26 protein-coding genes and 1 riboswitch are annotated in these 26,850 nt (G+C 69.4%); of the genes, 17 read left to right on the top strand and 9 right to left on the bottom strand.

Features of this window, described 5'->3' with window-relative positions; genetic code table 11:
* Positions 1–23: 23 nt before the first annotated feature.
* The gene (locus tag ABR737_RS09900) at positions 24–1,271 is read right to left on the bottom strand and encodes an MFS transporter (protein ID WP_350249815.1); all 1,248 of its coding nucleotides are present in this window, start codon (positions 1,269–1,271) and stop codon (positions 24–26) included.
* Between the two features lie 70 nt (positions 1,272–1,341).
* On the opposite strand from ABR737_RS09900, the gene ABR737_RS09895 reads away from it, so the two are divergent.
* Entirely contained in the window at positions 1,342–2,661 is a 1,320-nt protein-coding gene (locus ABR737_RS09895; protein WP_350249814.1) for an ROK family transcriptional regulator, read from the top strand.
* A 40-nt stretch (positions 2,662–2,701) separates the two neighbouring features.
* Here the strand turns inward: ABR737_RS09895 and ABR737_RS09890 are convergent, their stop codons facing one another.
* On the bottom strand, positions 2,702–3,478 hold the full coding sequence (locus ABR737_RS09890; protein WP_350249813.1) for an SDR family oxidoreductase: 777 nt from the start codon (positions 3,476–3,478) through the stop codon (positions 2,702–2,704).
* Positions 3,479–3,649: 171 nt separating this feature from the next.
* Positions 3,650–3,780, top strand: a riboswitch (FMN riboswitch).
* Between the two features lie 149 nt (positions 3,781–3,929).
* Between ABR737_RS09890 and ribD the strand changes: the two genes are divergently transcribed.
* The 11 genes from ribD (at position 3,930) to ABR737_RS09835 (ending at position 14,314) form a co-directional block, all read left to right on the top strand.
* Positions 3,930–5,057 carry a bifunctional diaminohydroxyphosphoribosylaminopyrimidine deaminase/5-amino-6-(5-phosphoribosylamino)uracil reductase RibD gene (ribD, locus tag ABR737_RS09885; RefSeq protein ID WP_350249812.1) on the top strand — a complete coding sequence of 376 codons (1,128 nt, stop codon included), beginning with the start codon at positions 3,930–3,932 and terminating at the stop codon, positions 5,055–5,057.
* 1 nt (position 5,058) lies between these two features.
* Positions 5,059–5,730, top strand: a complete 672-nt coding sequence (locus tag ABR737_RS09880; RefSeq protein WP_350249811.1) for a riboflavin synthase — start codon at positions 5,059–5,061, stop codon at positions 5,728–5,730.
* Complete coding sequence (locus ABR737_RS09875; protein WP_350249810.1) at positions 5,727–6,380, top strand: nicotinamide mononucleotide transporter family protein; 654 nt, start codon at positions 5,727–5,729, stop codon at positions 6,378–6,380. Before ABR737_RS09880 ends, ABR737_RS09875 begins: the two co-directional genes overlap by 4 nt.
* Positions 6,377–7,717, top strand: coding sequence for a bifunctional 3,4-dihydroxy-2-butanone-4-phosphate synthase/GTP cyclohydrolase II (locus ABR737_RS09870; RefSeq protein ID WP_350249809.1), 1,341 nt, complete (start codon positions 6,377–6,379; stop codon positions 7,715–7,717). The genes ABR737_RS09875 and ABR737_RS09870 overlap by 4 nt, the downstream gene beginning before the upstream one ends.
* Positions 7,718–7,830: 113 nt before the next feature.
* Positions 7,831–8,316, top strand: a complete 486-nt coding sequence (ribH, locus tag ABR737_RS09865) for a 6,7-dimethyl-8-ribityllumazine synthase (RefSeq protein ID WP_086720683.1) — start codon at positions 7,831–7,833, stop codon at positions 8,314–8,316.
* Between the two features lie 126 nt (positions 8,317–8,442).
* Positions 8,443–8,715, top strand: coding sequence for a phosphoribosyl-ATP diphosphatase (locus ABR737_RS09860; RefSeq protein WP_046929067.1), 273 nt, complete (start codon positions 8,443–8,445; stop codon positions 8,713–8,715).
* A 51-nt stretch (positions 8,716–8,766) separates the two neighbouring features.
* Entirely contained in the window at positions 8,767–9,615 is an 849-nt protein-coding gene (hisG, locus tag ABR737_RS09855; RefSeq protein ID WP_350249808.1) for an ATP phosphoribosyltransferase, read from the top strand.
* Positions 9,616–9,696: 81 nt separating this feature from the next.
* Entirely contained in the window at positions 9,697–10,149 is a 453-nt protein-coding gene (locus ABR737_RS09850; RefSeq protein WP_350249807.1) for a PH domain-containing protein, read from the top strand.
* 174 nt (positions 10,150–10,323) lie between these two features.
* Entirely contained in the window at positions 10,324–11,697 is a 1,374-nt protein-coding gene (locus tag ABR737_RS09845) for a hemolysin family protein (protein ID WP_350249806.1), read from the top strand.
* Positions 11,694–12,896 (top strand): hemolysin family protein, encoded by a 1,203-nt coding sequence (locus ABR737_RS09840; protein WP_350249805.1) that lies wholly within the window; start codon positions 11,694–11,696, stop codon positions 12,894–12,896. Before ABR737_RS09845 ends, ABR737_RS09840 begins: the two co-directional genes overlap by 4 nt.
* A gap of 170 nt (positions 12,897–13,066) precedes the next feature.
* The gene (locus ABR737_RS09835; protein WP_350249804.1) at positions 13,067–14,314 is read left to right on the top strand and encodes a serine hydrolase domain-containing protein; all 1,248 of its coding nucleotides are present in this window, start codon (positions 13,067–13,069) and stop codon (positions 14,312–14,314) included.
* Positions 14,315–14,376: 62 nt separating this feature from the next.
* Here ABR737_RS09835 and ABR737_RS09830 read toward each other — a convergent pair whose 3' ends face one another.
* The gene (locus ABR737_RS09830; RefSeq protein ID WP_350249803.1) at positions 14,377–16,281 is read right to left on the bottom strand and encodes an AAA family ATPase; all 1,905 of its coding nucleotides are present in this window, start codon (positions 16,279–16,281) and stop codon (positions 14,377–14,379) included.
* A gap of 476 nt (positions 16,282–16,757) precedes the next feature.
* A complete protein-coding gene (locus tag ABR737_RS09825; protein WP_350249802.1) occupies positions 16,758–17,342 on the bottom strand; it encodes a uridine kinase family protein in 585 nt (194 codons plus the stop codon).
* A gap of 205 nt (positions 17,343–17,547) precedes the next feature.
* Here ABR737_RS09825 and ABR737_RS09820 point away from each other — a divergent pair, with 205 nt between their 5' ends.
* Entirely contained in the window at positions 17,548–18,948 is a 1,401-nt protein-coding gene (locus ABR737_RS09820) for a C39 family peptidase (RefSeq protein ID WP_350249801.1), read from the top strand.
* Positions 18,949–18,951: 3 nt separating this feature from the next.
* Here the strand turns inward: ABR737_RS09820 and ABR737_RS09815 are convergent, their stop codons facing one another.
* Both ABR737_RS09815 and ABR737_RS09810 read right to left on the bottom strand, forming a co-directional pair.
* Entirely contained in the window at positions 18,952–20,064 is a 1,113-nt protein-coding gene (locus ABR737_RS09815; RefSeq protein ID WP_350249800.1) for a tyrosine-type recombinase/integrase, read from the bottom strand.
* A 496-nt stretch (positions 20,065–20,560) separates the two neighbouring features.
* A complete protein-coding gene (locus ABR737_RS09810) occupies positions 20,561–20,800 on the bottom strand; it encodes a hypothetical protein (RefSeq protein ID WP_350249799.1) in 240 nt (79 codons plus the stop codon).
* 292 nt (positions 20,801–21,092) lie between these two features.
* Here ABR737_RS09810 and ABR737_RS09805 point away from each other — a divergent pair, with 292 nt between their 5' ends.
* A complete protein-coding gene (locus ABR737_RS09805) occupies positions 21,093–23,294 on the top strand; it encodes an NACHT domain-containing protein (protein WP_350249798.1) in 2,202 nt (733 codons plus the stop codon).
* Between the two features lie 124 nt (positions 23,295–23,418).
* Here the strand turns inward: ABR737_RS09805 and ABR737_RS09800 are convergent, their stop codons facing one another.
* Positions 23,419–23,904 carry a hypothetical protein gene (locus tag ABR737_RS09800; RefSeq protein ID WP_350249797.1) on the bottom strand — a complete coding sequence of 162 codons (486 nt, stop codon included), beginning with the start codon at positions 23,902–23,904 and terminating at the stop codon, positions 23,419–23,421.
* A 211-nt stretch (positions 23,905–24,115) separates the two neighbouring features.
* The gene (locus ABR737_RS09795) at positions 24,116–24,349 is read right to left on the bottom strand and encodes a hypothetical protein (protein WP_350249796.1); all 234 of its coding nucleotides are present in this window, start codon (positions 24,347–24,349) and stop codon (positions 24,116–24,118) included.
* Here ABR737_RS09795 and ABR737_RS09790 point away from each other — a divergent pair.
* Positions 24,299–24,667 carry a hypothetical protein gene (locus ABR737_RS09790; RefSeq protein ID WP_350257156.1) on the top strand — a complete coding sequence of 123 codons (369 nt, stop codon included), beginning with the start codon at positions 24,299–24,301 and terminating at the stop codon, positions 24,665–24,667. The two genes, ABR737_RS09795 and ABR737_RS09790, sit on opposite strands and share 51 nt — an antisense overlap.
* Here the strand turns inward: ABR737_RS09790 and ABR737_RS09785 are convergent.
* Positions 24,556–24,906 carry a helix-turn-helix domain-containing protein gene (locus ABR737_RS09785; protein WP_350256734.1) on the bottom strand — a complete coding sequence of 117 codons (351 nt, stop codon included), beginning with the start codon at positions 24,904–24,906 and terminating at the stop codon, positions 24,556–24,558. The genes ABR737_RS09790 and ABR737_RS09785 overlap by 112 nt on opposite strands.
* A gap of 355 nt (positions 24,907–25,261) precedes the next feature.
* Here ABR737_RS09785 and ABR737_RS09780 point away from each other — a divergent pair, with 355 nt between their 5' ends.
* Positions 25,262–26,302 carry an AAA family ATPase gene (locus tag ABR737_RS09780; RefSeq protein ID WP_350249795.1) on the top strand — a complete coding sequence of 347 codons (1,041 nt, stop codon included), beginning with the start codon at positions 25,262–25,264 and terminating at the stop codon, positions 26,300–26,302.
* Positions 26,299–26,850: a guanylate kinase gene (locus ABR737_RS09775; protein WP_350249794.1), complete on the top strand. Its 552-nt coding sequence runs from the start codon at positions 26,299–26,301 to the stop codon at positions 26,848–26,850. Before ABR737_RS09780 ends, ABR737_RS09775 begins: the two co-directional genes overlap by 4 nt.

The following is a 26,850-nucleotide window of genomic DNA, read 5'->3' as shown; positions in this document are numbered from 1 at the left end:
CGGCGATCCGTAGCGGGCCGTGCTCACGACCGCTCCAGGTCGCCGAGGCCGCCGAGGTCGCCGGTCATCGCGGGGGTGCCGCCGGACGCCGTACGGCTCGGTACCCGCAGGACCCGCGCGCCCAGCACCAGCCCGCACGCCAGTGCCGTCACCAGCATGAACGACGCCGTCAGCGAGGTCGCCTGGGCGATGCCGCCGATCGCGGACGGGGCGATCAGCCCGGAGGTGTAGGTGATCGTGGCGACACCGGCGATCGCCTGGCTGGGTGCGGGACCGCTGCGCCCGGCGGCCGCGAAGGCCAGCGGGACGACGACCGCGATCCCGAGGCCCATCAGCCCGAACCCGCCCATGGCCATGGCCGGATGCCGGGCCGCGATGATCAGCAGGCCGCCCGCGGCGGCCAGCACCCCGCCGGCCCGCACCGTGTGCACCGCGCCGAAGCGGGCCACCACCTTGTCCCCGGCCAGCCGGGCGGCGGCCATGGTGCAGGCGAAGGCGGTGGTCGACGCGGCCGCCAGGCCCGCATCGGTGCCCAGTGCGTCGCGGAGGTAGACCGCCGACCAGTCCAGGCCGGCGCCCTCCGCGAAGACCGCGCAGAACCCTAGGGCCCCGATGAGCAGCGCCGACCTCGGCGGCAGCGCGAAGCGCGGCGGCGGATGCTCCTCGGGCGTGCTGCGCAGATCCAGTACGCCCCGGCAGGCGAGGCCGCCGAACAGGGTCAGGACGAGCGCCGCACCGGTCAGATGGAGCCGGGCATCCCACCCGGCGTGCGCGGCCACGGTGCCGGCCGCCGAGCCGAGCAGGGCGCCCGCACTCCACATACCGTGCAGCCCCGACATGATCGGTTTGCCGAGCCGGTCCTCGGTCTCCACACCCAGCGCATTCATCGCGACATCCGACACCCCGGCGGCCGCCCCGTACAGCAGCAGCGCCGGGCACAGGGTGTACAGGCCGGGGGAGAGGGCGGGCAGGAGCAGCGACAGGGTCCACAGGGCGAGCAGACCGCGCAGCGCGGTGCGGGCGCCGAAGCGGTGGGTGATCCGGCCGGCCAGCGGCATCGCCAGGGACGCACCGATCGCGGGGAAGGCGAGCGCCAGGCCGAGCTGGCCCGGGGAGATGCTGGTGTGGTCCTGGATCCAGGGGATACGGGTCGCGAAGTTGCCGGTGACCGAGCCGTGAATGAGGAACACCAGGGCCACGGAGCGGCGGGCGCGGCGCAGCTCTTCGCGGGGGAGCGGGGTGACGTCGTGAGGGACACCGTTGCCAGCCATGGCGCGTAAACTATCAGGAACCCTGCCTGATAATAAGGGCGTTGGCCCCACCGGAGGGAAGACTCACGCCATGCATGCACCGCGCGCGGCCGCGGCCGGCCGCACCGCCTCCCCGGCCACCGCACGGCTGATCAACGACCGCCTGACTCTGCAACTCCTGCAGTCCGAAGGTCCCTTGACGGCAAGTCAGCTCACCGCGCTGACCGGCCTGTCCCGGCCGACCGTGGCGGATCTCGTCGAACGTCTCCAGGCGGCCGGGCTGATCGCCATGGTCGGCGAGAGCGGCGCACAGCGGCGCGGCCCCAATGCCCGGCTCTACGGAATCGTCGCCGACCGGGCGCATCTCGTCGGCCTCGATCTGCGGACGCGCAGTGTCACCGTCGCGGTCGCGGACCTCCTCGGCGAGGTACGCGACGAGCGCACGGTCCCCATCGGCGCCGACGACACGCCCGAGGCGGCCGTGGCCACGGCCCTCGTCGCCGTGGACAAGGCGCTTGCCGCGACTGGTGCACAGCACGCTCACACCATCGCCGTCGGCGCCCCCGGCCTGGTCGACCCCGCCACCGGGCGGCTCGGCGGCACCGACTGGGTCCCGTCCTGGCATGCCGCCCTGGTCGGCGCGCTGCGCGCACGGCGTGCCGGCTCCGTCCTGCTGGAGAACGAGGTCAATCTAGCCGCCCTCGCCGAGCAGCGGGACGGCGCGGCCCGCGACCGCGACACCTTCGTCCTGCTCTGGCTCGGCCATGGCACCGGCGCCGCGGTCGTCCTGGACGGCGCGCTGCGGCGCGGCGCCTCGGGCGGCACCGGAGAGATCGGCTTTCTGCCGGTCCCCGGCACCGCCGCGCTGCCCTCGGCGAGCGGCTGCGACGGCGGCTTCCACTCCCTGGCGGGCTCCACCGCGATCTGCGCCCTGGCCGCGGAACACGGCCTGTTGCCGACCGCGTCCGGCACCGGGCCCGAGACGGCGCCTACGCTCCCGTCCGACGCCGACGCCGACGCCGACGCCGACGCCGACGCCGACGCCGATGCCCCGCCCGCTGAAGCCGTCGTACGGACCGCCGTGTCCGCCGTCTCTGCCGTGTCCGCCGTGTCCGCCGGGCCCGACGGCGACGCCGCTGCCGCCTTCCTGGACGCCCTGGCCGCGCGGATCGCCCTCGGCGTGGCGGCGGTGTGCGCCGTGCTCGACCCCGGGTGTGTCGTCCTCGGCGGGGAGATCGGCCGGGGCGGCGGCCGGGAGCTCGCCGGGCGGGTCGCCGGGCAGCTGGCCCGGCTCTCCCCGCTGCGCGCCGACGTCCGCGCGGGGACGGTCGGGGGGCGGGCGGTGCTGCGCGGCGCCGTCCTCGCCGCGCGCGAGGCCGCTCAGAACGAGCTGTTCACGTCCGCGGGGTGAGCCGGCGAGGTGATGGCATGCGCGCCAACCGTGGCACACATCAACGGGCCCCGGCCCCCGCGCGCTCCGCAAGGAATTCGGCGTAGGTCCGCAGTCCGTCGGCGTGTTCCGGGGTGAGGTTGCCGCCGCGGCGCAGTGCCGCGGCGGACGCGCCCGGCAGCCACAGCGGCATCAGCAGTCGGTGCCGCCCGCCCGCCTCCAGCGTGGCCCGTACGAGATCCCGGGCGTCCAGCACCTCGGGACCACCCATGTCGGTGACCCGCCCGGCCGGTTCGCCGACCGCCAACTCGGCCAGCCGGGCGGCGACTTCCTGTACCTCGACCGGCTGTACCCGTACGCCCGTCGGCACCGGGAGCACCGGCGACCGGGCGCCCGCCTTGATCACGTCGAGCACGAGGTTGTGGAACTGCGTCGTCCGCAGCACCGTCCAGCCGATACCGGAGTCCTCGATCAGGCGCTCCACGGCGAGCTTGGTGCGGTAGTAGCCGATCGGGACCCGGTCCACGCCGACGATCGAGATGTACACCAGGTGCGCCACGCCCGCCGCCCTCGCCGCCGCGACGAGCCGCCCGGCCGCCTCCGTGTCCCCGCCCGTCGGTGACGAGGCGCAGTGCACGATCGCGTCCACGCCCGTCAACGCCTCGGGCAGGCCCGTGCCGTCCCGCAGGTCGACCGCGTACGAATGCGGGCGCGGGCGTGCCGTGCCGGTGTGCGGCCGCCGGCTCAGCGACCGGACGTCATGGCCCTCGTCGAGCAGCCGGCCGACCAGGGCCCGCCCGAGCGTGCCCGTGCCGCCGGTCACCAGAATTGTCGCCATCGCGGATCAGTCCTTGGGGGAGAAGGGGTGTGTACTTCTCCGCTATGACGAATGACGTGCGCCCTCTGTGACAGGCGGCGCGCCGAGTGTTGTGAGGCAGCCCACAGCGCTTCGCCCGCATGGGCGACTACCGGGCGTGGCAGACTGAAGCTGTACTGACATAAGAAGCAGCAGCGCACTCCGGGGTCGGTGTAATTCCGAACCGGCGGTAACAGTCCGCGACCCGTCCGCAGCCAGCGGCCGGTTGAGCAGGTGAAATTCCTGCACCGACGGTGAAAGTCCGGATGGGAGGCAGTGCGCGGCGGGCCAGCTTCGGTACACCGCCGTCGGCGGCGCGTCCGGGTTTTCCGGACGGGTTCTCCTTTCCGGCCGCGGTGTTCCCGTGGCGTTGTTCCGCTTTCTGTCGTCCAGACAGCCCCGGAGTCCGTGCCCTGAGAGGCAGGAGGACCCGGTGGCCACCGCAGCCCCCGTCGAGACCGCGGCGATGCGCCGAGCCATCGAGCTCGCCGCGCGCGGTCTCGGGCACACCAGCCCTAACCCGGTCGTCGGCTGCGTCATCCTGGACTCCGCCGGCCGCACCGCCGGCGAGGGCTGGCACCAGCGGGCCGGCGGGCCGCACGCCGAGGTCCATGCCCTGCGTGCCGCGGGCGAGCGGGCACGGGGTGGCACCGCACTGGTCACTCTCGAACCCTGCAACCACACCGGCCGCACCGGCCCCTGCGCCCAGGCGCTGATCGACGCCGGGATCGCCCGCGTCGTCTACGCCGTCTCGGACCCCGACCCGACGGCCACCGGTGGCGCGGTCACCCTGGCCGACGCCGGGATCGACGTCGAGGGCGGACTGCTCGCCGACGAGGCCGCCGCCGGCAATGAGGCCTGGCTGACCTCGGTCCTGCGCCGCCGCCCGTTCGTCCTGTGGAAGTACGCCGCCACCCTCGACGGCCGGATCGCCGCCGCCGACGGCACCAGCCGCTGGATCTCCTCGCCCCAGTCGCGCGCCGATGTGCACCGGCTGCGGGCCGCCGCGGACGCCGTCATCGTCGGCTCCGGCACCGCCCGCGCCGACGACCCGCAGCTCGGCGCCCGGATCGGCGGACTCGCCGACGACGAGATCAGCCAGCCGCTGCGGGTCGTCGTCGACTCCGGTGCCACCGCCGTCAAGGCCGGCGCCCGTGTCCTGGACGGCACAGCCCCCACCCTCATCGCGGTCGCCGAGGACGCCGACGCCGGCCACCTCGAAGGCCTCGCCCCGCTCCTCCGACTCCCACGCGCCGCAGCGGGACGCGGGCTGTCCATCCCCGCCCTGCTCCAGGCCCTGTACGAGCGCGAGGTGCGCTCCGTCCTGCTCGAAGGCGGCCCCACGCTCGCCGGGGCCTTCCTCGCCGCCCAGGCCGTCGACAAGGTCGTCGGCTATCTCGCCCCGGTGCTGCTCGGTGCCGGACCGGCCGCCGTCGGCGACGCCGGAATCACCACCATCGCCCAGGCGTTGCGGCTCGACGTGACCGACACCGAACGGCTCGGACCCGACCTGCGCATCACCGCCAGCCCCATCCGCCACGCCCTCCCCGAGGAGAACTGAAGTGTTCACCGGAATCGTCGAAGAACTGGGTGAGGTCGTCGCCGTCGACAACCTCGGTGACGCTCCCCCAGCTACCGCTGGGGGTGCCCCCAGTCGCTCCGCTCGCTTCCGACTGCGCGGCCCCGTCGTCACCGAGGACGCCAAGCACGGCGACTCGATCGCCGTCAACGGCGTCTGCCTGACCGTGGTGGACACCGCCGACGGTGAATTCACCGCCGATGTGATGGCCGAGACCCTGAACCGCTCCAGCCTCGGCGCGCTGGCCGCCGGCGCGCGGGTCAACCTGGAGCGCCCCATGGCGCTCGGCGGGCGGCTGGGCGGACACCTCGTCCAGGGCCATGTCGACGGCACCGGCACGATCCTCGAACGCACCCCCGCCGAGCACTGGGAGATCGTCAAGATCGCGCTGCCGGCCGCGCTGTCCCGCTATGTCGTCGAGAAGGGCTCCATCACCGTCGACGGCGTCAGCCTCACCGTCGTCGACGCCGCGGACGACTACTTCACCATCAGCCTCATCCCCACCACCCTCGCCCTGACCACCCTGGGCATCAAGAAGGCCGGCGACCCGGTCAACCTCGAGGTCGACGTCCTCGCCAAGTACGTCGAGCGGCTGCTCGGCCGGGGCACCGGCGACCTCAAGGATCTCGACGAGCTCAAGGAGATGGACCGGTGAGCGTCCTCGACTCGCTGAACGGCGTCGCCTTCACCGCCTTCGGACAACACGTCATCTGGTCGGACATGATCGGCAACACCATCGGTCTGGCCGCCCTGGCGCTCGGCTGGCGGCGCTCCATCTGGACCTGGCCCGCCCAGTTCCTCTCCGGCGTGATCCTCGTCGCCGCCTATGCCTCCGCCCACCTCAGCGGCGGCGTCGGCAAGCAACTCCTGGTCATCGGCGTGGCGTTGTGGGGCTGGCGGCAGTGGCAGCGCGGCCGGCAGCAGGCGCAGGACGGCTCCATCGCCGTACGCTTCGCCGACTGGCGCGAGCGCGGCCTGCTGCTGGGCGGCACCGCCGTGGGCACCGCGGCCGTCGGCACCCTGTTCACCCTGATCCCGCAGCTGTCCTGGAACCCCTGGCCGGACGCCTACATCTTCGTCGGCACGCTCGCCGCGATGGTTGCCCAGGCCCGCGGACTGGTCGAGTTCTGGTGCGCCTGGCTGCTGGTCGACCTCGTCGGCGTCCCGCTCGCCTTCAGCAGCGGCCTCGCCTTCTCCGGCCTCGTCTACGTCGTCTATCTCGCCCTCGTCGTGTGGGGCATGCGCGACTGGTGGCTGCGTTCGCGCGCCGCCGGCCGCACCGTCCTGGAAGGAGCAGCGGCATGACCGCCCTCAAGAGCTGGTATGACACCGAGAACGCCGGCGACGAGGTGTCCCTGGCCCTCGACCCCGTCGAGCAGGCCATCGCCGATATCGCCGCCGGTCGCCCCGTGGTCGTCGTGGACGACGAGGACCGCGAGAACGAGGGCGACCTCGTGCTCGCCGCGGAGAAGGCCACCCCCGAGATCATCGCCTTCATGATGAGCGAGTGCCGCGGCTTGATCTGCGCCCCCATGGAGGGCCCGGAGCTGGACCGGCTGGAACTCCCGCAGATGGTCGAGCACAACACCGAGTCGATGCGGACCGCCTTCACCGTCTCCGTCGACGCCACCGCCGCCCACGGCGTGACCACCGGCATCTCCGCCGCCGACCGCGCCACCACCCTGCGGCTGCTGGCCTCCGGCGAATCGGTCGCCGGCGACTTCGTCCGGCCCGGCCACATCTTCCCGCTCCGCGCCCGGCCCGGCGGGGTGCTGGTCCGCAACGGCCACACCGAGGCAGGCGTCGACCTCGCCCGGCTCGCCGGGCTGCGTCCGGCCGCCGCCATCGTGGAGATCGCGGGCGAGGACGGCACGATGCTGCGGCTGCCCGAGCTGGTGCCGTTCGCCCGTAAGCACGGGCTGTCGATCATCTCCATCGAGGACCTGATCGCCTACCGGCAGTCCTCCGAGCCCACCGTCCGCCGCGAGGCCGAGACCCGGCTGCCCACCGCCCACGGCGAGTTCACCGCATACGGTTACCGCTCCACCGTCGACGGCGTCGAGCACATCGCACTGGTCGCGGGCGAGCTCGGCGACGGCGAGGACGTCCTGGTCAGGGTGCACTCCGAGTGCCTGACCGGGGACATCTTCCACTCGCTGCGCTGCGACTGCGGCCCCCAGCTGGCGGCCTCGCTGCAGCGGATCACCGAAGCCGGCCGGGGCGTGGTGATCTACCTCCGCGGCCACGAGGGACGCGGTATCGGGCTGCTGTCCAAGCTGCGTGCCTACGAGCTCCAGGAGCGCGGCCGCGACACCCTGGACGCCAACCTCGAACTCGGCCTGCCCGCCGACTCCCGCGACTACGCCGCCGGCGCGCAGATGCTCCAGGACCTCGGGGTGCACTCGCTGCGGCTGATGACGAACAACCCCGAGAAGACCGCCGCCCTGGTGCGGTACGGCCTGCAGGTCACCGGCCGGGAGCCGATGCCCGTCAAGGCCGGTGAGCACAATCTGCGGTATCTGCGGACCAAGCGGGACCGGATGGGGCACGACCTGCCCTGGCTCGACCCCGGTGCCACCACGGGGGCGGCCGGAGCGGCGGACGCGGCACCCACCGCCGCCACCACCTGCGATAACCAGTAGCCACCCGGCATCACGCCAGCACCCGGCACCACCCCTGAGACAGCACCACCCCTTAAGACAGCACCACCACCCGTAAGAACGGCACCAGCACCACCACCCGTAAGAGGAGAACCGTGAGCGGCAAGGGCGCACCCGAACTGACCGTGAAGAACTGTGGCGACCTGCGGGTGGCCGTCATCGCGGCGCAATGGCACGAGCAGGTCATGAACGGCCTGGTGGACGGCGCGCTGCGCGCCCTGACCGAGCTCGGCATCGACGAGCCCACCCTGCTGCGGGTCCCCGGCGCCTTCGAGCTGCCGGTCGTCGCCAAGGTGCTGGCCGGCCGCGGCTATGACGCGGTGGTCGCCCTCGGCGTGGTCATCAAGGGCGGCACCCCGCACTTCGACTACGTCTGCCAGGGCGTCACCCAGGGCCTGACCCAGGTGTCGGTGGACACCGGCGTACCGGTCGGCTTCGGCGTGCTGACCTGCGACACCGAGCAGCAGGCGCTCGACCGCGCCGGCCTCGAAGGATCCACCGAGGACAAGGGCCACGAGGCCGTCACCGCCGCGGTCGCCACCGCCGCGACGCTGCGGACCGTGTCCGAGCCCTGGCGCTGACCGCCCGTCCGTCGCCCGCCGCCACCCTTCAGTCGAGGCGTTGCACGCCCGCCCGTCGCCCGCCACCACCCTTCGGTCGAGGCGCTGCGCGCCGCGGTGACATCACCGCGTAGGGTGTTCACCATCATGTCCAAGAAGACGTTCGAGGAGCTCTTCGCCGAGCTCCAGCAGAAGGCCGCCACGGGCGACCCCGCCACCTCCCGCACCGCCGAGCTGGTACAGGCCGGTGTCCATACGATCGGCAAGAAGGTCGTCGAGGAGGCCGCCGAGGTGTGGATGGCCGCCGAGTACGAGTCCGACGAGGCCGCCGCCGAGGAGATCTCCCAGCTCCTCTACCACCTCCAGGTCATGATGGTCGCCAAGGGCATCTCCCTCGACGACGTCTACGCCCACCTCTGATCCACCCCCGCACCCACCGCAACACCCCTCAGTGCAAAGGAATTCGCTCTCATGCTGCGCATCGCTGTCCCCAACAAGGGTTCACTGTCCGAGCCTGCGTCGGCGATGCTCCATGAGGCCGGGTACCGCCAGCGCAAGGACCGCAGGGAACTGGTCCTGGTCGACGCCGAGAACGAGGTCGAGTTCTTCTTCCTGCGTCCGCGCGACATCGCGGTCTACGTCGGCTCCGGCAAGCTCGACATCGGCATCACCGGCCGTGACCTGCTGCTGGACTCCGGCTCGCCGGCCGAGGAGATCCTCCAGCTCGGCTTCGCCGGCTCGACGTTCCGCTACGCCACCCGTCCGGGTACCGCCAAGGACGTCAGCGAGTTCGGCGGCATGACGATCGCCACCTCGTTCTCCGGCCTGGTCCGGCAGCACCTCGTCGACAACGGCGTGGACGCCTCCGTCGTCCACCTCGACGGCGCCGTGGAGACCGCCATCCAGCTCGGCGTCGCCGAGATCATCGCGGATGTCGTGGAGACCGGCACCACCCTGCGCAACGCCGGGCTGGAGATCATCGGCGAGCCGATCCTGAAGTCCGAGGCCGTGGTCATCCGCGGCACCGGTGCGCCGGACGACGACCCGAAGGTGCGCCAGTTCCTGCGCCGGATGCAGGGTGTCCTGGTGGCCCGCCGGTACGTGATGATGGACTACGACATCCGGGTCGAGCACGTCGAGAAGGCCGTCGCCCTCACCCCCGGCCTGGAGTCGCCGACCGTCTCCCCGCTGCACCACGAGGGCTGGGTCGCGGTCCGCTCGATGGTCCCGTCCCAGGATGCCCAGCGCATCATGGACGAGCTCTACGACCTCGGCGCCCGCGCGATCCTGACCACCGGTATCCACGCCTGCCGGCTCTGACCCGCGGCCGGGCCGGCTCCGGCCCCCGCGCCTCCTGACCCCCGTACGCACCGCTGCCTCCCCGATGGAAGACCCGACGACGTGTCCGCGCCCCTGCCCAGCCTCCCGGTGACGTTCCGGCCGACCCGTACCCGGGTCGTCCTGTACACCGTCGGCATCGCCCAGCTCGCCGCCCTCACCGTGATCGCGCTGCTGCTGCCGAAGCTGACCGGCGGCGAGCGGCTGAGCTTCGTCGTCACCGGGCTGCTGGTGCTCGCCGTCCTCCTGCTGCTCGGCCGCCCCAAGGTGGTGGCGCGGCAGGAGGGCGTCACGGTGGTCAACCTCACCACCAAGCGCGACCTGGCCTGGGCCCAGGTCCTGCGCGTCAACCTCCGCGAGGGCGACCCCTGGGTCCATCTCGACCTCGCCGACGGCACCAGCCTGCCCGCCATGGGCATCCAGCCGGGTATCGCCAGGGAGCAGGCCATCCGGGACGCCCGTGCGCTGCGCGATCTCACCGAGAAGCACGGTGCTGTCGACCACACGGCCGGTTGAGCCTGCCCTAATCAGGGTCCCGCTGTTTACTCTGTTCTCCGGGGCGCACCCTGCGCCCTGCCCCTCAAGGGGCCAACACCGACCCGAGGAGTGACTCCCTCCGGCAATGGACGGATCGTCCTGTAGTACCTGCGCCGCCCCTCCCCAGCCCCCGCATACCACGGAGGCGGCGGCATGACCGGCCCCTTGCTGCTGCTCGCCGCGGCTCTCGTCCTGATCCTGGCCAACGGTTTCTTCGTCGCTGCCGAGTTCGGACTCATCACCGTCGAGAAGGCGGACGCCGAACGGGCGGTGGCCGACGGCGACCGCCGCGCCACCACCGTCGTCTCCGCCCTGCGGGAACTCTCCTTCCAGCTGTCCGGCACCCAACTGGGCATCACGATCACCTCCTTGGTGGTCGGTATGCTCGCGGAGCCCGCGCTGGCCGAGCTGCTGTCCGGACCGCTGGCCGCCACCGGCCTGCCCGCGGGCGCGGTGCCCGGCACCGCCGTCGTCGTCGGCATGCTGCTGGCCTCCGCGGTCCAGATGGTCGTCGGCGAGCTGGTGCCGAAGAACTGGGCGGTCTCCAAGCCGCTGCCCGTCGCCCGGGTGGTCGCCGGCCCCCAGCGCGCCTTCTCCCGCTTCTTTCGCCCGGTGATCACCCTGCTGAACACCGTCGCCAACCGTCTGGTGCGCGCCCTGGGCGTGGAGCCGACCGACGAGCTGGCCTCCGCCCGTACCCCGGGCGAACTGGTCTCGCTCGCCCGGCACTCCGCCCGCGCGGGCGCCCTGGAGCAGGACACCGCGGACCTGTTCGTCCGCACCCTCTCGCTGGGCGATCTGACCGCCGAGAACGTCATGACGCCGCGGGTACGGGTGAGCGCCCTGCAGGCGTCCGCGACCGCCGAGGACGTGGTGAACCTGACCCGCGCCACGGGACTCTCCCGCTTCCCCGTCTACCACACCCGCCTCGACGAGGTCGTCGGCATGGTGCACCTCAAGGACGCGCTGGCCGTCCCCGCGCACGACCGGCTGCGCATCCCGGCGGGCCGGATCGCGGTGCCGCCGCTGCTGGTGCCCGAGACCCTGCCGGTGCAGGCGCTGCTGGAGCGGCTGCGCAGCGAACAGCCGATAGCGGTGGTCGTCGACGAGTACGGCGGCACGGCCGGCGTGGTCACCCTGGAGGACATCATCGAGGAGCTCGTCGGCGAGGTCCGTGACGAGCACGACCGGGTGGACCTGCCCGAACTGGGCCAGGCCCCGCCCGAGGAGGGCCGCCCCGCGTGGGACGCGGACGGCGGCTGCCGGGTGGACACCCTCAGGCGGATCGGCCTGGAGGCCCCGGAAGGACCGTACGAGACGGTGGCAGGACTGGTGGCACACATACTCGGCCGGATCCCGGCCCCCGGCGACATCGCGGAACTCGACGGCTGGCGGCTGCGGGTACGGCTGGTGTCGCACCACCGCGCCGAGCGGATAAGGATCGTACGGACCGCCACCGTCACGGTGCCGGCCGCACCCGAGCCGACCCGTGAGCCCGTCGCGGCGGTCGCGGAGGTGGCCCGATGACCCTGGTCCAGCTGCTCTTCGCGGTCCTGCTCGTCCTCGCCAACGGCTTCTTCGTCGGCGCCGAGTTCGCCCTGGTCTCGGTACGCCGCAGCCAGATCGAACCGCTGGCCACCGAAGGCTCCTCCCGGGCCCGGCAGGTGCTGCACGGCCTGGAGAACCTTCCGCAGATGATGGCCGCCGCCCAGTTCGGCATCACCGTCTGCTCCCTGACGCTCGGTGCGGTCGCCGAGCCCACCGTCGCCCACCTCCTGGAACCGGTCTTCGAGGCGGTCCGCCTGCCCGCCGCCCTGGTCCACCCGCTCGGCTACGTCATCGCCCTGGCGCTCGTTGTCTTCCTCCACCTCGTCATCGGCGAGATGGTTCCCAAGAACCTGGCGATGGCGGCACCCGAGAAGACCGCGCTGTGGTTCAGCCCGGGCCTGGTCGCCTTCGCACGGCTGTGCCGCCCGGTCACCGCGCTGCTCGGCGCCTGCGCCCACGGGGTGCTGCGGATCTTCCGCGTGGAGCCGAAGGACGAGGTCGAGGCGGTCTTCACCAGTGAGCAGCTGACCCATCTCGTCGAGGACTCGGTGCAGGCGGGCCTGCTCGATCCGGCCGAGCAGGAACAGCTCTCCGACGTGCTGGAACTGGGCAGCCGGCCGGTCACGGACGTCCTCCTCGACCGGGCGGCACTGGTCACCGTCGAACCGACGGTGACGCCCCGCCAGGTGGAGGAGCTGACCGTACGGACCGGCTACTCCCGCTTCCCGGTGTGTGCGCCCGGCGGCGCGTACATGGGCTATCTGCACGTCAAGGACGTCCTTGACCTGGAGGAACGCGACCGCGCGGTGCCCCAGCGCATCTGGCATCCGATGACGACGCTACGCGCCGAGCTGCCCCTGGACGACGCCCTCACGGCGATGCGCCGGGCCGCCTCCCATCTGGCGGCGGTCGCCGACGCGACCGGCCGGGTGCTCGGCCTGGTCGCGCTGGAGGACGTCCTGGAGATGCTGGTCGGCGAGGTCCGCGACCCGGCCCACCACCGGGCCCCCGCCGCCCGTGGCCACCGCCCCAGGGGCGAGCGGGCCGCGGGAGACCGGACCGCGGGCGACCGTGCTCCGGGAGAGCGCGCTCCGGGCGAGCGTGCTCCGGGCGACCGGGTCAGCGAGCCCCGTGAGGAGGCACCGCTGCCGGCCGAGGGCAAAGCCATGGCGCGCTGAGCCGGTGGGTGCCCTTCTCCGGGGGCGTCATCAGGGAGATCCCCGATCCGGTTCCGGGACCGCTCAGGGGTCGTCCCTGATGCCCCGCATCATCGTGGAGCGACAAGCTCGCAGGCATGAAGGCATTACGAAAAACAGCACGTTGGCGCCGAGGGAAGGTGGCGGCCGCTGTGACGTTGACGGCTGCATGTGTCCTCGCCGCTGCCGTCCCCGCCGCACCCGTCCCCGCCTTATCCGCCTCCGACCGGACGGCGGCAGCCGCACCGCTGCCGGCACTCGACCCCACGGCCCTGCGCGCGTCCCTCACCGGGCTGCCGGAGAGCGCGGTGACCGGCGCTCTGCTCCAGGTCCGCGGCTCGGGGGAAGCCTGGTCCGGCACCGGGGGAGTGGCGGACATCGCGACCCGCGCGCCCGTCAACCCCCGCTCATACTTCCGCATCGGAAGCATCTCCAAGGTCTTCACTGCCACGGTCCTGCTCCAGCTCGCCGCCGAGGGCCGTGTGGACCTCGAGGCCCCCGCACGGCGTCGGCTGCCCGACCTGATCCCGGCCGCCTTCAAGGACGTGACGATCAGACAGCTGCTCGACCACACCAGTGGCCTGCCGCCCGCCGATGCGGCGCTCGACGGAGACGGCACGAACGAATGGTTCGTCGGGCACCGCTTCCGGTCCTGGACACCAGCAGAGGTGGTCGGCGCGGCGCTGCGACAGCCGGCTGAGTCCCCGCCGGGCCGCGTACAGCAGTACAACGGCATCAACTACTTCATCGCCGGGCTGATCATCGAGAAGGCAACCGGCCATTCGTACGCGCACGAAGTACGGACGCGCCTCACACGACCTCTCGGCCTGCGCCATACGTATGTACCGGACGCCGACGATCCGGTCCTGCCGGCGCCGCACGCCCACGGGTACCGCTCCGTCACCGGCAACAAGGACCATCGTCACCTCGCCGACGTCACCGAACAGAGCCCCTATGCATGGGCCGAAGGAGGAATGATCTCCACTGCGGGCGACCTGGACCGGTTCCTGGCCGCCCTGTTCCGTGGCCGCCTTCTGCCGTCCGCGCAGCAGAAGCTGGTCTTCCAGGTACCCGACCCCGGCTCGGTGGTCAACGGCAGCGGCAACCACCACTGTGCGAGCCTCACCGAGCCCGGGGGCAAGGCCGTGCCCTGCTTCAGCGCGGGCGGGATCATGCGTGTCACACTGCCGGACCAGACCGTGCTCTGGGGCAAGACCGGCACGGAGCCCGGCTACACCAATGCCGTCTTCGCCACCCCCGGCGGAGGCCGCCGCCTCGTCTACTCCCTCAACTACACGGCTCCACCGGACAGCAGCGAGATGCCGTACGTACTGCGCATCGTGCAAGCCGCCTTCTCCCACGCCGGTGGCGGCGGGAACTCCGGGGCCCGGACAAAGTGATCTGCCGGGGGTGGGTCGCACGGTCCCGCTCCACAGCTGAGGGGAGGCCGCGGGCCCGGCGCCTAGAGATCCAGCCCCTTCGGCGGTGGTCCCTGGACGTCCGGGCCGCGGCCGGAAAGGACCTCGCCATAGGCCTGCATCAGGTCGGGCAGCCGGAGGGTGGCGAGATCGTCGCGGGTGGGGGTGCCGCGCCAGGTGGAGAGCCGCAGGTCGCGGTAGGCGCAGCTCTTCTCGTAAAGGGTGCGCAGAAAGCGGCCGTTGCCCAGTTCGTCGATCCAGCCCTGGTCGACGACATGGCCGCTGATGCTGCACAGCTCGTCGCGGGACTCCTCGTCCCAGCGGTCGCCGTTCTCCGCGGCCAGCACCTCGCCGATCGCGGTCAACTCCAGCGGCCGGTAGCTGGGGAAGTCGACGCGGCTGGTGAAGCGGGAGGACAGGCCGGGGTTGGCGGCCAGCAGCCGGTCCATGCCCTCCGGGTAGCCGGCCAGGATGACCACGAGCCGGTCGCGGTTGTCCTCGGCGCGCTTGAGCAGCACCTGCAGCGCCTCGTCGCCGTAGGCATCGCCCTTGCTGTAGCCGGAGTTGGACAGGCTGTACGCCTCGTCCACGAACAGCACCCCGCCCAGAGCCGAGTCGATCAGCTCATTGGCCTTGACGGCGGTCTGCCCGAGGAATTCGCCGACGAGATCGGAGCGTTGGGCCTCCACGAGATGGTCCCCGCCCAGCAGCCCCAGGGCGTAGAAGACCCGCCCGAGTATCCGCGCCACGGTCGTCTTGCCGGTGCCGGAGGGGCCGGAGAAGACGAAGTGTCGTTTCGGCGGCTGCACCGGCAGCCCCTGGCTCGCGCGCAGCCGGGCCATGCGCAGCTGGGCGGACAGCGCTCGCACCTGCCGCTTGACCGGCTCCATGCCGACCATCCGCTCCAGCTCCGCCAGGGCCTTCTCCAGCAGCACCGGATCGGCCGGCCCGGCGGGCAGCCGCTCGGCGCCGCGCGGCATCGGAGCCGCCGCCTTGACCCGCGCCGCGGCATCGCCCATGGGCGGGATGCCACCGATCTCCCCGTCCGCCCCGTCCGCCCCGTCCGCCTCGCCGGTCACCAGCAGCTCACGGCCGTCGACCGGATCGAGCGGGGCCAGATCGCCGCCCGCCTCCTGGCCCAGGCCGGATGCGGAGACCGCCGCGAGATCGGCGCCCTCGTCCAGCCCGTCCCCCTCCGCGATGGCGGCGAGCCGCGCCGCGGTGTCCATGAACGCCGGGTCGACGCGGTGCACCGCGCGGTAGAGGGGGAGCGCCGCGGCACTGCGACCGGTGCCCTCATGGGCGCGGGCGAGCCAATAGCGCAGCTCCTTGCGCTGCGGCTGCTCGCTGCGGCAACGCATCAACGCGGCCGACAGCAGGGGCTCGGCCTGTCCGTACATCTCCAGCCGCACCCGCGCCATCCCGCCGAACAGCCCCGCCTCGATGCCCAGCACCGGATCGCCGAGCAGCGGCTCGGTATGCCGTACGAGCTGGTCCCAGTCCTTGACGAGATAGGCACGGCAGGCGTGCAGAAAGCGCACCTGAGGGTCGGTGTCGACCGGCGGACAGCCGGCCAGCGCCTGGTCCAGCTCGGCGACATGACGGCCGTCGAGCCAGTGGGAGGCGTGGGCGAGCAGCAGGTCACGGCCGGTCTCCAGCACCGGCTGTACCCACCACCCCAGCCAGTACCAGGAGTTGAGGGTGCGTCGGTGACGGCCACGCATCTCGCCGAAGCGATCACGGTGCCGGTGCATCCGCAGCAGCGCGATGGAGGTGTCGGCGCGCAGTGCGTGCAGGCCGAGCCAGGCGTCGGCCATCGACGGATCGAGTCGTACCGCGGCCCGGAACTCCTCCTCCGCCTGCGGATAGGCGCCCACGGTGTAGGCGTCGACCGCGCGCAGCCAGGCGAGCTCGGCCGGGGCGGGCGAACCCTGAGCGCCGACATCCATCCCGTCCCCCCACACAACACGTCCCCCAGTACCGCCGGGCGCGTGCCCGGCCGCGACCGGGGGAACCGGCGTACGCAGAGCGGGAGTTGACCTTCGCCGCGCGCACATCGGGCCTGGCCTGCGGTGGCACAGACTCGCATCGTACCTGCGGGATCGGTGCAGGTCGTAGAGGGCGGTACGGGGCAAGAGCGGACGCGGGGGAGAGGCGCGGCGGCGCGAAGAATACGGTGACCCAGGGTAAGGAAGGGGCAGCGCCGAGCGGCGATAAGAGAGGATTTCGCACAGAACGAAGCCCCCGATCACGGGGGAACAACCGGGGGCTTCGCATCTGCGGGCGGTCCGTAGAACCGCACATTGAGAACGTAAGTCCTGTACGCCCCCCAGGTCAAGCCGAGTTGGGGCACTCGGCGGGACCCTGTCGGCGCCTTTCGGCCCGTCGGCCGCCGTCCACTACGGAGCGTGAGATCTGGGGCCGGTCAGGGCGTCGTGGGCGGTCCCATGAGCACCTCGTACCCCAGCTGCTTCTGGTGCACCAGGAAGTCGGCATACGGACGCGAAGGATCCGCTGCGAAGTGCGCGCGCTCCGCCGGAATCCAGCCACTCCAGAACGCGGCGAGCCCCGGTCCGTCCCGGAGCCGCCCCCTTTCCCAGGAGTGCTCGCGCGCCAGTTCCATCCACACCAGGGACGCCAGATACGGGCGCAGCGCCCGCCGCCCCGCGCCCACGCCCTCGACCAGCACCAGCGGTGCGGGCACCAGCTCACGCACCTCGCCGAACTCCCCGCGCACCCAGTCGTAGACGCCGTAGCGCGCCGTCTCGCCCCGGGAAAGCGGCTGGAGGATCTGGTGGGTGAAGCGCTCGCTCCAGGCGAACAACTCCTCATGGGTGGCGAGATCGTCGGTGTGCACCACCGGCGCACCACCCAGGGCATCGGCCAGCCGGTCGGCGAACGTACTCTTGCCCGACCCCGCGTGCCCGTCCACCGCGATCAGTCGCACCGGCCCGCACGACGGCGGCACGGCGCGCAGCCGGGCGGCGAGCGACGCCAGATCACGATCCATTGCGCCAGCGTACGCGCGGGACCCGGGCCCCTTCGCACGCCAGTGGTCCACACCAATATTCCTCGGGCGACGCGCGTCGCAGCGCCTTCCGAAGCGGGCCGGAAACGGCAATAGTTGAGCCACTGCTGACCCGCCCGTGCCCGCCCGCGGCCCCGGCCCGACCTCCCGCACCCATGCGTACGCATCCGACTGGGGGACCTCCACCATGACCAGCTCCGCGCCCCGGCGCACCGTCCTGGCCGCCGCGCTCGCCGCCGCGGCGGGTGTCGCCGCTCCCTCGGCACAGGCGGCCGACGCCTCGCGCAGCCCCGCAGCGGGCACCACCGCCCCGGCCCCCACCCCGGACGCCCCCGCCCGCCGACCGAAGAGCCTCGTGGACTATCACGCCTGGACCACCACAGCCGACTGGGCCAGGGGCCGCGGCAAGGGCACCGCCCTCGCGCCCGGCGCCCGGCCCGGCATCCGCCTGGCACACCCGGCCGGCACCTTCGATTACCGGGATCCCCACACCGGCAAATCCGCCACCTGGGAGTACGCCACCTGGACGTCGCCGGTCCACCGCCTCGCGGTCCCGGCCACCGAGGTCGTCGCCTCCTGGAACGCGCACACCCCGCCCGGCACCTGGATCGCCGTCGAGCTGCGCGGCACCTATTCCGACGGCGGCCGCACGCCCTGGTATGTCATGGGCCGCTGGACCTCGGGCGACAGCGACGCCGACATCCGCCGTACCTCCGTCGACGACCAGAAGGACGGCAAGAGCAGCATCTCGACCGACACCTTCGCCATCGACACCCCGGCGAGCGGCCTCCGCCTGACCTCCTACGAGCTCCGCGTCACCCTCTACCGCAAGCCCGGTGGCAGCGGCACCCCCACCGTCTGGCGGCTGGGCGCCATGGGCTCGGACCTCCCCGACCGCTTCGAGGTGCCGGCCTCCAGGCCCGGCCTCGTCGGCCGCGAGCTGACCGTCCCGCGCTACTCGCAGGAGATCCACAAGGGCCAGTACCCGGAGTACGACAACGGCGGCGAGGCCTGGTGCAGCCCCACCTCCTCCCAGATGATCGTCGAATACTGGGGCCGCAAGCCCACCCGGCAGCAGCTGTCCTGGGTCAACCCCGACTACGCCGACCCCCAGGTCTGCCACGCCGCCCGCTACACCTTCGACTACCAGTACGACGGCTGCGGCAACTGGCCCTTCAACGCCGCCTACGCCGCCACCTACCGGGACCTGCAGGCCCTCGTCACCCGCCTCTCCTCCCTCACGGACGCCGAACGCCTCATCCACGCAGGCATCCCGGTCATCACCTCCCAGTCCTTCCTCAAGACCGAACTCGACGGCGCGGGCTACGGCACCGCAGGCCACCTGATGACCCTCGTCGGCTTCACCAAGGACGGCGACGTCATCGCCAACGACCCGGCCTCCCCGAACGACGCCGCGGTCCGACGCGTCTACAAGCGCCGCCAGTTCGAGAACATCTGGCTGCGGACGAAGCGCTACGATGAAAAAGGCCAGGTCAAGAGCGGTTCCGGGGGTGTCTGCTACCTCTACTTCCCGGTGAAGTCAGCACCAAGTCAGCACCGGGTCCTGCGCGAGCTCGGAATCCGGTAGCGGTCAGGCCGCCAGACCGACCGCCAGCTCCTCCGGGAGATAGCCCCGGAAGGTCGTCGCCACCACCTGACGGCAGCGCTCGCGGCCGTCCTGGGTCAGGTGGCCGTACTGATCGACTGTGACCTTGATGGACCGGTGTCCGAGCCACCGGGACACCTCGTGAATGGACACTCCGTTCGTCAAGGTCACGGTCGCCCATTTGCGGCGGAGGTCATGGGGTGTGTATTGCGTGAGCCCCAGCCGCTTGATGGCCCGATCCCAAGAAGCGCGGACAAGCCCGGGATATGTCATCCCGCCTTGCTGGTTGAGAATGGGCAACCGATCGGCGACGGCAGTGAAGAATTCCGGCACCGGAACGTCGCGCCATTCACCGTCTTTCCGGTGTTTCAAGGGCGCGTATCGCGCCACATAGAGTCCGTCCTCATCCCGATACCGGACGACCTGGCGCCGTAGGCGCAACAGTCCGTCCTGAAAATCCTCCGGAAAGACGCCAAGTGATTCGCCGATACGCAGTCCGCCGCAAGCCATCAGCCACACCGCAGGTTCCAAGCGCGGTCCGATGGCGTGTGCGATGGCCTTGATCTCTTCGAGGCTGGGAAGGCTGCGCTCGTCGACCGGAACCACCGGATTATCAGGTTTCTCCGCTTCCTTGACCGGGTTGCTGGATATACGCCTGTGGCGCACTGCGTGGGAGAAGAGCGATGACAGTGCAATGCTGCGCGCGTCGATAGTGTTCGGTTTGGCCCCGCCCTTCGCCCACCGCGCGTACAGCTCCTCCACATCGGCGGCCGTCACCTGAGCGATCGTCTTGCGCCCCAGGTGCGGCAGGACGTGAAGCCGCAGGATGCGCTCGTACGATTCCCAGGTGCCGCCCGACATGAGCACTCCGTTGAGCCAGTCCTCTGTATAGCGACGCAGGGAAACCTTGCCGGCGTTCGGGTCGATGTACGTGTTCTCGCGCTTGTCGTTCTCCACCTTCGTGGCGAAGTCCACCGCATCCTTCTTGCGGTCGAATGCCTTCTGGCGCTGCCGGGCACTGCGCCCGCCGGGCTCCCGGTAGCGGACAACCCAGCGCTTTCCAGGTGCACCAGTGCCCTTGTCCAGGACCGTAGCCACATCCACACCAATCCGTCCGAGCGTCCCCGACGGGTCTTCCCGCCAGGGGGTGTTGTTGTAGCTCGGAATTCCGGCCGTGCCAAATGTGGGCTGCGGGAGAGATTTTTGCTACGTGGCCACTCATCCGGGGGCGCAAGCCTCCGCATCGGGGCACAGAACCCGGCGTACAGGCCGACTCGTCCGCCGCCACCTGGGACTTCGTCTTGGAAAGGGCCTCTGACCTGCGTCGGAGGCCCTTTCCGGCCTTTCAAGCGCTTGCCGCCTTAGGCGGCCGAAAGTCCCTCGAAACTCCCTCTGACAGAGCTGAAAGTCCCTGAAAAATCCCAGAGGTGGGCGGTCATCGGAGGTGTCTGAGCAGCCGCTCCATGGGGGTACCCATGCTGATAATGAAGTTGCGTGCTGCTCAAGGCGCTGCCCCCGCTGGGAGCGGGGGTGGACGGCTCTGTCGGCGCGATCTCCGCCTACGCGGAACATGACGCCCGCCAGTTGACAAGCATCATTGGGAATCCTTACAGGCGAGCTCGATCAGCCGCTTGTCGCTGGGCTGCTCCAGGCCCTGACGGTACTTCTCGATGCCGTAGCCCTGCGGATACGCGATCCCGTCGCTGTTGATGGCCGGGGCGGCGGCGAGTTTGCGGCCTATGGTCAGCCAGTCGACCCCAGCCAGACGCAGATCGATTGCGTCGGCGCGGCGCTGAGTGATGGCGGCCCGCGTGGCGCGGTCGGGGCGGCCCATGAACACGACTCCTGGGCCCCGCGCCTACCTCCATGATCTCTGACTGAAGAGGCAGACCACTGGCGCAGACACCTCAGGTGCCGGAGCAGGCGGTAGTTCCCTCGGGCTGATGAGCCGGACTCCGCAGCTCCGCGAGCGCGCTCAGGCGGTAGCTGGCCCGGTCACTCAACCCAGCATCGAGCGAGTCATACCGCCAGGAAGCGTTCACTGAAGGACCGAAGCCCGAAGGAGAGCCGTCGCTTGATGCTCTGTAGTCCTGCGGCTTCGAGGAGCCCAGCGGCATAATTGCCGCATGATGCGCAGGGGGTTTTGGTACAAGTTCACAGTCGCAGCGTTTGCGGCATTTGCTGTCTGCATGGCCTTCTGGGCGGCAAGAGGCTTGAGCATGTCGGGCTCGAAGGGACTACCAGTCCTTGCGGCTTTCACCGGCCTCTCGGGCGTAGCGAGCCTTTTCATCACCTGGAACAGCTCACGCACTTCCCGGTTCGAGCGCGTAAGCGGTAAGAGCTTGCACGATGCGGCTGACAGACTGGCGCAAGGGCTTATCGAAGAACGCGCTCAAACAGAACGCAGATTCCGCCTCAACGATCCTTACCCCATGCCAGTTCCATGGACGGCAGCCCCAAGCGACCTAGTTGACGACCTGGAAGAGCAAAGTAAAGTTGCCAGAAACTTCCCAGGGTTTACGGCTGACCAATCCGCTGATTGGCTCACGCGCGTTGATGATCTTGATGGTCAGGGGAATGATCTAACTAAGATACTCGAACGTTGCCCGACCGGCCGACTCGTTGTGCTCGGGGAGCCTGGAGCCGGAAAGACGATTTTGCTTTCCCGGCTCCAATGGGACCTGCTGGAAAAGAGGGAAAGCGGAGGTCCCGTGCCAGTTATCTTTCCGCTGGCTGAATGGAACCCTGACGATCACGACCTTCACTCTTGGATGAGTGAGCGGCTGATTCTTGAGCATCCGTTCACCGAGTACCCTTATCTGGATGAAGAAGGCTCCCCAAGTAAGGCAAGTGCTCTTCTCAAGAGAAAGTTCATCTTGCCGATCCTGGATGGATTCGACGAAGTTCCCAGCCAGAGCAGGTACTCGGTCCTAGATAAGATTAATCAGTCCCTTCTGATGGGACTGCCGATGGTTTTGTCCAGTCGTACGGAAGACTTCCGATCGGCCTTGACGGTTGGTTCAGGTGCTGGCATTCGCCTAACCGGGGCGGCGGGGATTGAAGTGAGTCCCGTGCCTGCGGCAGAAGCTCGCGACTACCTGTTGCGTGACTCTGGGGGTGCGGGCACCCAGACCGCGAGGCGCTGGGACTCGATCGTTCAAGAGCTCGGTAGCAATAGCGTGCTGGGAGAAGCCTTGCGTACGCCTCTGGCCCTGTTTGTCTGTCGAACTATTTACAAGGCCAGACCCGCGAGTGGCGCACACGCGGTACCTTCACCTGACGAATTGTGTGACCGATCCCGGTTTCCCGATGCGGAAGCCGTCAAGAAGTATCTCTTTCGTGCGTATATCCCTGCTGTGTATTCAGGCGATGCCTCTGGAAGTCCGCGAGGGCGACTCACCCCGGAGAGGGCGGTGCGCGCACATCGTGCCATTGCCCGACATATGAGCCTGACCCTTGGCGGAGCAACAGAGATCAGATGGTGGGATTTCCACCGTGTATCGCGACGAACGGTGACATGGACGAGTCTAGGACTGGCACTGGCGACCTTCCTCCTTCTCTTCCTTCCTCTGCTCCACGAGAGAGTATCCGCCGTCGCGTTCACGATCCCTGCTATCTTTGCGTTGCTGACTTTCCTTACTTTGCGGTCAGTGCTCAGGAGCTCCTACAGGGTCTTGACGAATGGTGTCCGTTGGAAGTTCAAGCCCTATATCGCCCTGATCGGCGCTGCGGCTGGCTGCGTGGCCAGGATGACGCGCCAGTCGATGGACGAGAGCTATGCCGGAACTTTGCATATGCGTGAAGGGCCGAACCTGGCGAGCATTCTTTTCTCGACTCAGTCGATCGGGTGGATTGCTTGCGGAGTCGTCCTATTCCTCATGGGTTTTTGCTGGACTCCACGCACCGCGGACACGGCGCTGCCAATTAGCCCACTGGGAAGCCTGCGAATTGACCGTAGGACGTTCGTGAAGATATTCGCTATATGGGCAGGTTCTACGGCGATTTCCGTAGCCGCCGTGCTAGGGGCGTGCTTTTCCCTCCCGCCAACCACCCCTCCTGAAATGGTAGACGAGGTTGTGGTGGTGTTTGCCGTGGCGTTCTGTGGTCTGGGAGTGATTATCGGACTTGTCGTTGGGATCTTTTTCGCCTTTCGATATACGGCCTGGGGGATGTTCGTGATCGCCCGCCCACTCAGGGCAATTCTCAGTCAAACGCCACTGCGGCTCATGACGTTTCTCGAGCATGCCCATAAGCTCGGTGTTCTGCGGAAGGCGGGGCCCTCGTATAAGTTCCGTCATTCGGAAGTCTATAGGAGTCTTTTGAGGTAATGTCGGAATCCATAAATTCTTCGCATGCATGCCCACAAATGCGGACGTCGGTTGTCCCCACCGGGTTCGACGCTCTTTACGAACCCAGGCGGGGCCAGGTTCTGTGACCCGGCCCCGCTCTGGGCTACCTGAGCAGCAACTGCTCCGGACCTTCGGGGTGTGCAGTGGCGGCAGAGGGTTCGGCTTCAGGAACTGCTCGGTTGGCCCGCAGCCACCAGGCGAACTGCCAGTTGCGGCAGGTCCGGTGCAGTCTCGCCCGACGCAGTGGAGCGTCGGCCGGGATGGAGTGCTCACCCCAGCCGAAGATGGGCCGCGCGTTAGCCAGCCGCACCTCGATGCCGGGCACCATGGTGTCGCCCTCCCAGGTTTCGCCCGGCGCATGCTCAAACGCCAGATGGGCATTCCGGGGCCAGTCCCATGAGAACGGAAGGGGGTATACATACCAGGCAGCCGGCGGATTCGTTGCCGGCAGCCACAGCGTCTGATGCTGCTTCCGCCGGTCGATCCGGGGCTTGTCACAGTCGGCGAAGGTCTTCAGGCAGTGCTGCGTGAGGTCGAGTTGACGGATGCCAGCCAGGCACATGATGCGGTAGCTGGAACGTGCTTCCATTTCAACGCGGACTCTTCGTGGATCCGCCCCCGATTCCATTCATCTGAGCAGTAAACCTTTTCATCGTTGACCCTCCAGGGCGAAGAAGGCTGCGGTCATAAGCCCCGGGCCTTTCGGCTGCCTGGTCGATCGCCCGGGCAAGCAAGACGCGTACTACGCCGTCGATGCGTTGCTCGTCGGCGTGTACTCCTGGCCCCCGTCGCCGAACATGTCACGCCAGTGCTTTTCGGCGGAGCGGGTGAGGTTGCCTCCGAGGTATTGGAGGAATCGGCCTGCCAGGGCGAGCCGGGCTCCGGCAACGGTCGCGGCTCATCAGCTCCTCGTCCAGGCGCTCGGCGCCGGTGCGGATCGCGCGCAGGCAGCTGCGGTTGATCAGCGCCATCAGGGAGGCGAAGTGGCCGGTGGACCGGGCGAAGAGGTAGTCCGAGAGGTCCTCGGCGAGCATGCCGGGATAGGTGTCGGCGAGGACGAGCTTGTGCTCGATCGTCTTGAGCAGCAGCCGCCACTGGCGGCGGCCTTCCTCGTCGGCGACCTGAAACGGGGCCAGCGTCAGCGCGGTGGTGCGGCGGCCGAACTGGGCGAGCGGGCTGTTGCCCGGCTCGAAGCCCTCGTGCAGGATGCCGCGCTCCTGAACGCCGACACCGACGTAGATCAGGGTGAGGGGGAAGACGTTGGAGAGGTACTTGAGCTGGTTGGCGACCTCGTGCCCGCGGCCGGGTCAGGACACCGCTTGGCACGGTGGAGCCGGCCCGAGGGGGACTGACGGAGCATCGGGCCTGTGAGATCAGCGGGTGCGTTCAAGCCGTCCAGAAGCACGATGATGCGATCGATGTTCGTGAGCCTCCGCTGTCCAGACTCAAGCATCGATAGGAAAGCCTGGCTCAGGCCTGTCAGGAGCGCTATGTCCTCCTGACGGAGATGGCCGCGTTCTCGTACGAGCTGGCAGAGCCTGCCGAAGTCCCGCTGAACTAAGGAGTCTTTGATGTCCTCGTAGGTCCACACCTGGGTCGGGACGAAGGGACACGCTGGCTGTGCCACAGTCTCAGTGCGGTTACAGGCGGAACAGACGGTGTCGCTGTTATACCGGCTCAAGTGGCACCGGCAGGCGGTGCACCGGCGACCGCCCCACGCAGCAGCTACCTCGGTAGTTCGCGGTCTCGACACTGTGATCGTCTCCCTCGCCGAGTGATCAACCTTGGCTCCGGCAGGTCCTCCGCCGGGGTGGGGCCCATCACATCTGCGTTCGGTGCCGCGGAGTATCACTGGTGCTTGGCCAAGCCGCTCATCATCGAGCGACGTGACTTTTCAACATCCGCTTACACATGCGTTCGCGCGGGGCAGACTTAGTGTCCCGATCATGGTGAGTAACGGGCAGGCGGTAGAAGTCATGGCGAAGACCCGCGCGGGGTGGCATCCGGGCCAGCTTCGCTCCATGCGCGAAGCACATGGCCTGACGCTTGAGGGTGCCGGTGAGCGGCTACGTGAAGTGGCGCGCGCCGCCGGACTCACCGTGCCGGCAGCGAACTTCCAAACGTTGTGGCAGCACGAGCAGGGTGAGGTGTATCCCGGCCCGCACTACCGCCGGGCCTACTGCCTTCTGTACCGGGCTACCGAGCCTGAGTTGGGGTTCCGGAAGGCGTTGCCGGGTGAGCAGACGCAGCTCCGGCTCACGCCCTCGAAGGTGGAGCCGCTCGGCGACCACGTGCTAGCCGTTGAGCGCGCGGTACTGCAGATCGCTCCGGGTAGTGCCGACAGCAAGGGGCAGGAGGTTCAGCAGCGCATCATTGATGCGTGGAAACGTCGTCACACGGGCGGCGATCCGAATCGACCCACCCTCTTGATGGTGGGCGGCCTCGCCGGCAGTGGGAAGTCGGAGTTCTCACGGTTCATCTCGCGGCTCACCGGGTGGCCGGTCCTCGATAAAGATCCCATCACCCGACCGCTTGTTGAGCGGCTGCTCGTCGAGTTGGGAAGCGATCCAAACGACCGCCACTCCCCGGCATATCGGGAGAAGGTGCGGCCCTTGGAGTACCAGTGCTTGCTGGAGACCGCCTACGCCAATGTCGACTGTTCGATCAGCACTGTGCTCACCGCGCCATTCGTTGCCGAGGTGAGCGACGAGCGGTGGATGCGCCGGTTGATCAACCGGTGTGAGGCACGGGGAGTGACGGTGGCGGTCATCTGGATCCGGTGTGACCTTGAGACCATGCACGAGTACATCAGCTTCCGCTCGGCAGCCCGCGACAGCTGGAAGTTGCAGAACTGGGACGAGTACGCGGCGACGATTGATCCGGAAATTCGGCCGGTTGTACCGCACTTGGTGGTCGACAACCGTCTCGGTACGGCGATCTCCCTCACTGATCAGGTTCGGCAGGTCTTCGGGACCGTGTTCGCATGAGCCAGGGCATTCTGCTGTACGGTCCACCCGCATCCGGGAAGGACACCATCACCACGGCACTGTGCGACTTCAACGACGCCTATCGCGCGTTCACGCGTCTCAAGATTGGTAGTGGCCGCACCCATGGCTACCGCATGGGGACCGCCGAGCAGCTCGCAGAGCTTGAGGCACGCGGAGACGTGATCTACCGCAACCACAGGTACGGCAACATCTACCTCGTGGACCGTCCCAGCCTTGCCCAGGCCATGCAGGACGGGTGCATTCCCATCCTGCATCTCGGGCAGATCGCAGGGATTGAAGCGGTGGCGGAGAAGTTCCCCGCCTCGTGGAACAGCGTGCTCCTGTGGTGTTCGCGGGAGAGCACCGCGAACCGCTCCAAGGGGCGTGGTGACAGTGATACCGAAGCCCGCCTCTCCGCCTGGGACGCGACGGCCCGGGAGATCGAGACCAGCACGGATTTCGCTTGGGACCTACGGATCGATACCGACGTCATCTCGCCTGCAGAGGCGGCGCAAAAGATCGATCTGCTGATTCGCCGCGGTATCTGA

It is taken from the genome of Streptomyces sp. Edi2 (assembly GCF_040253635.1).
GTDB lineage: Bacteria > Actinomycetota > Actinomycetes > Streptomycetales > Streptomycetaceae > Streptomyces.
This window is presented reverse-complemented; position numbering and strand designations above follow the sequence as displayed.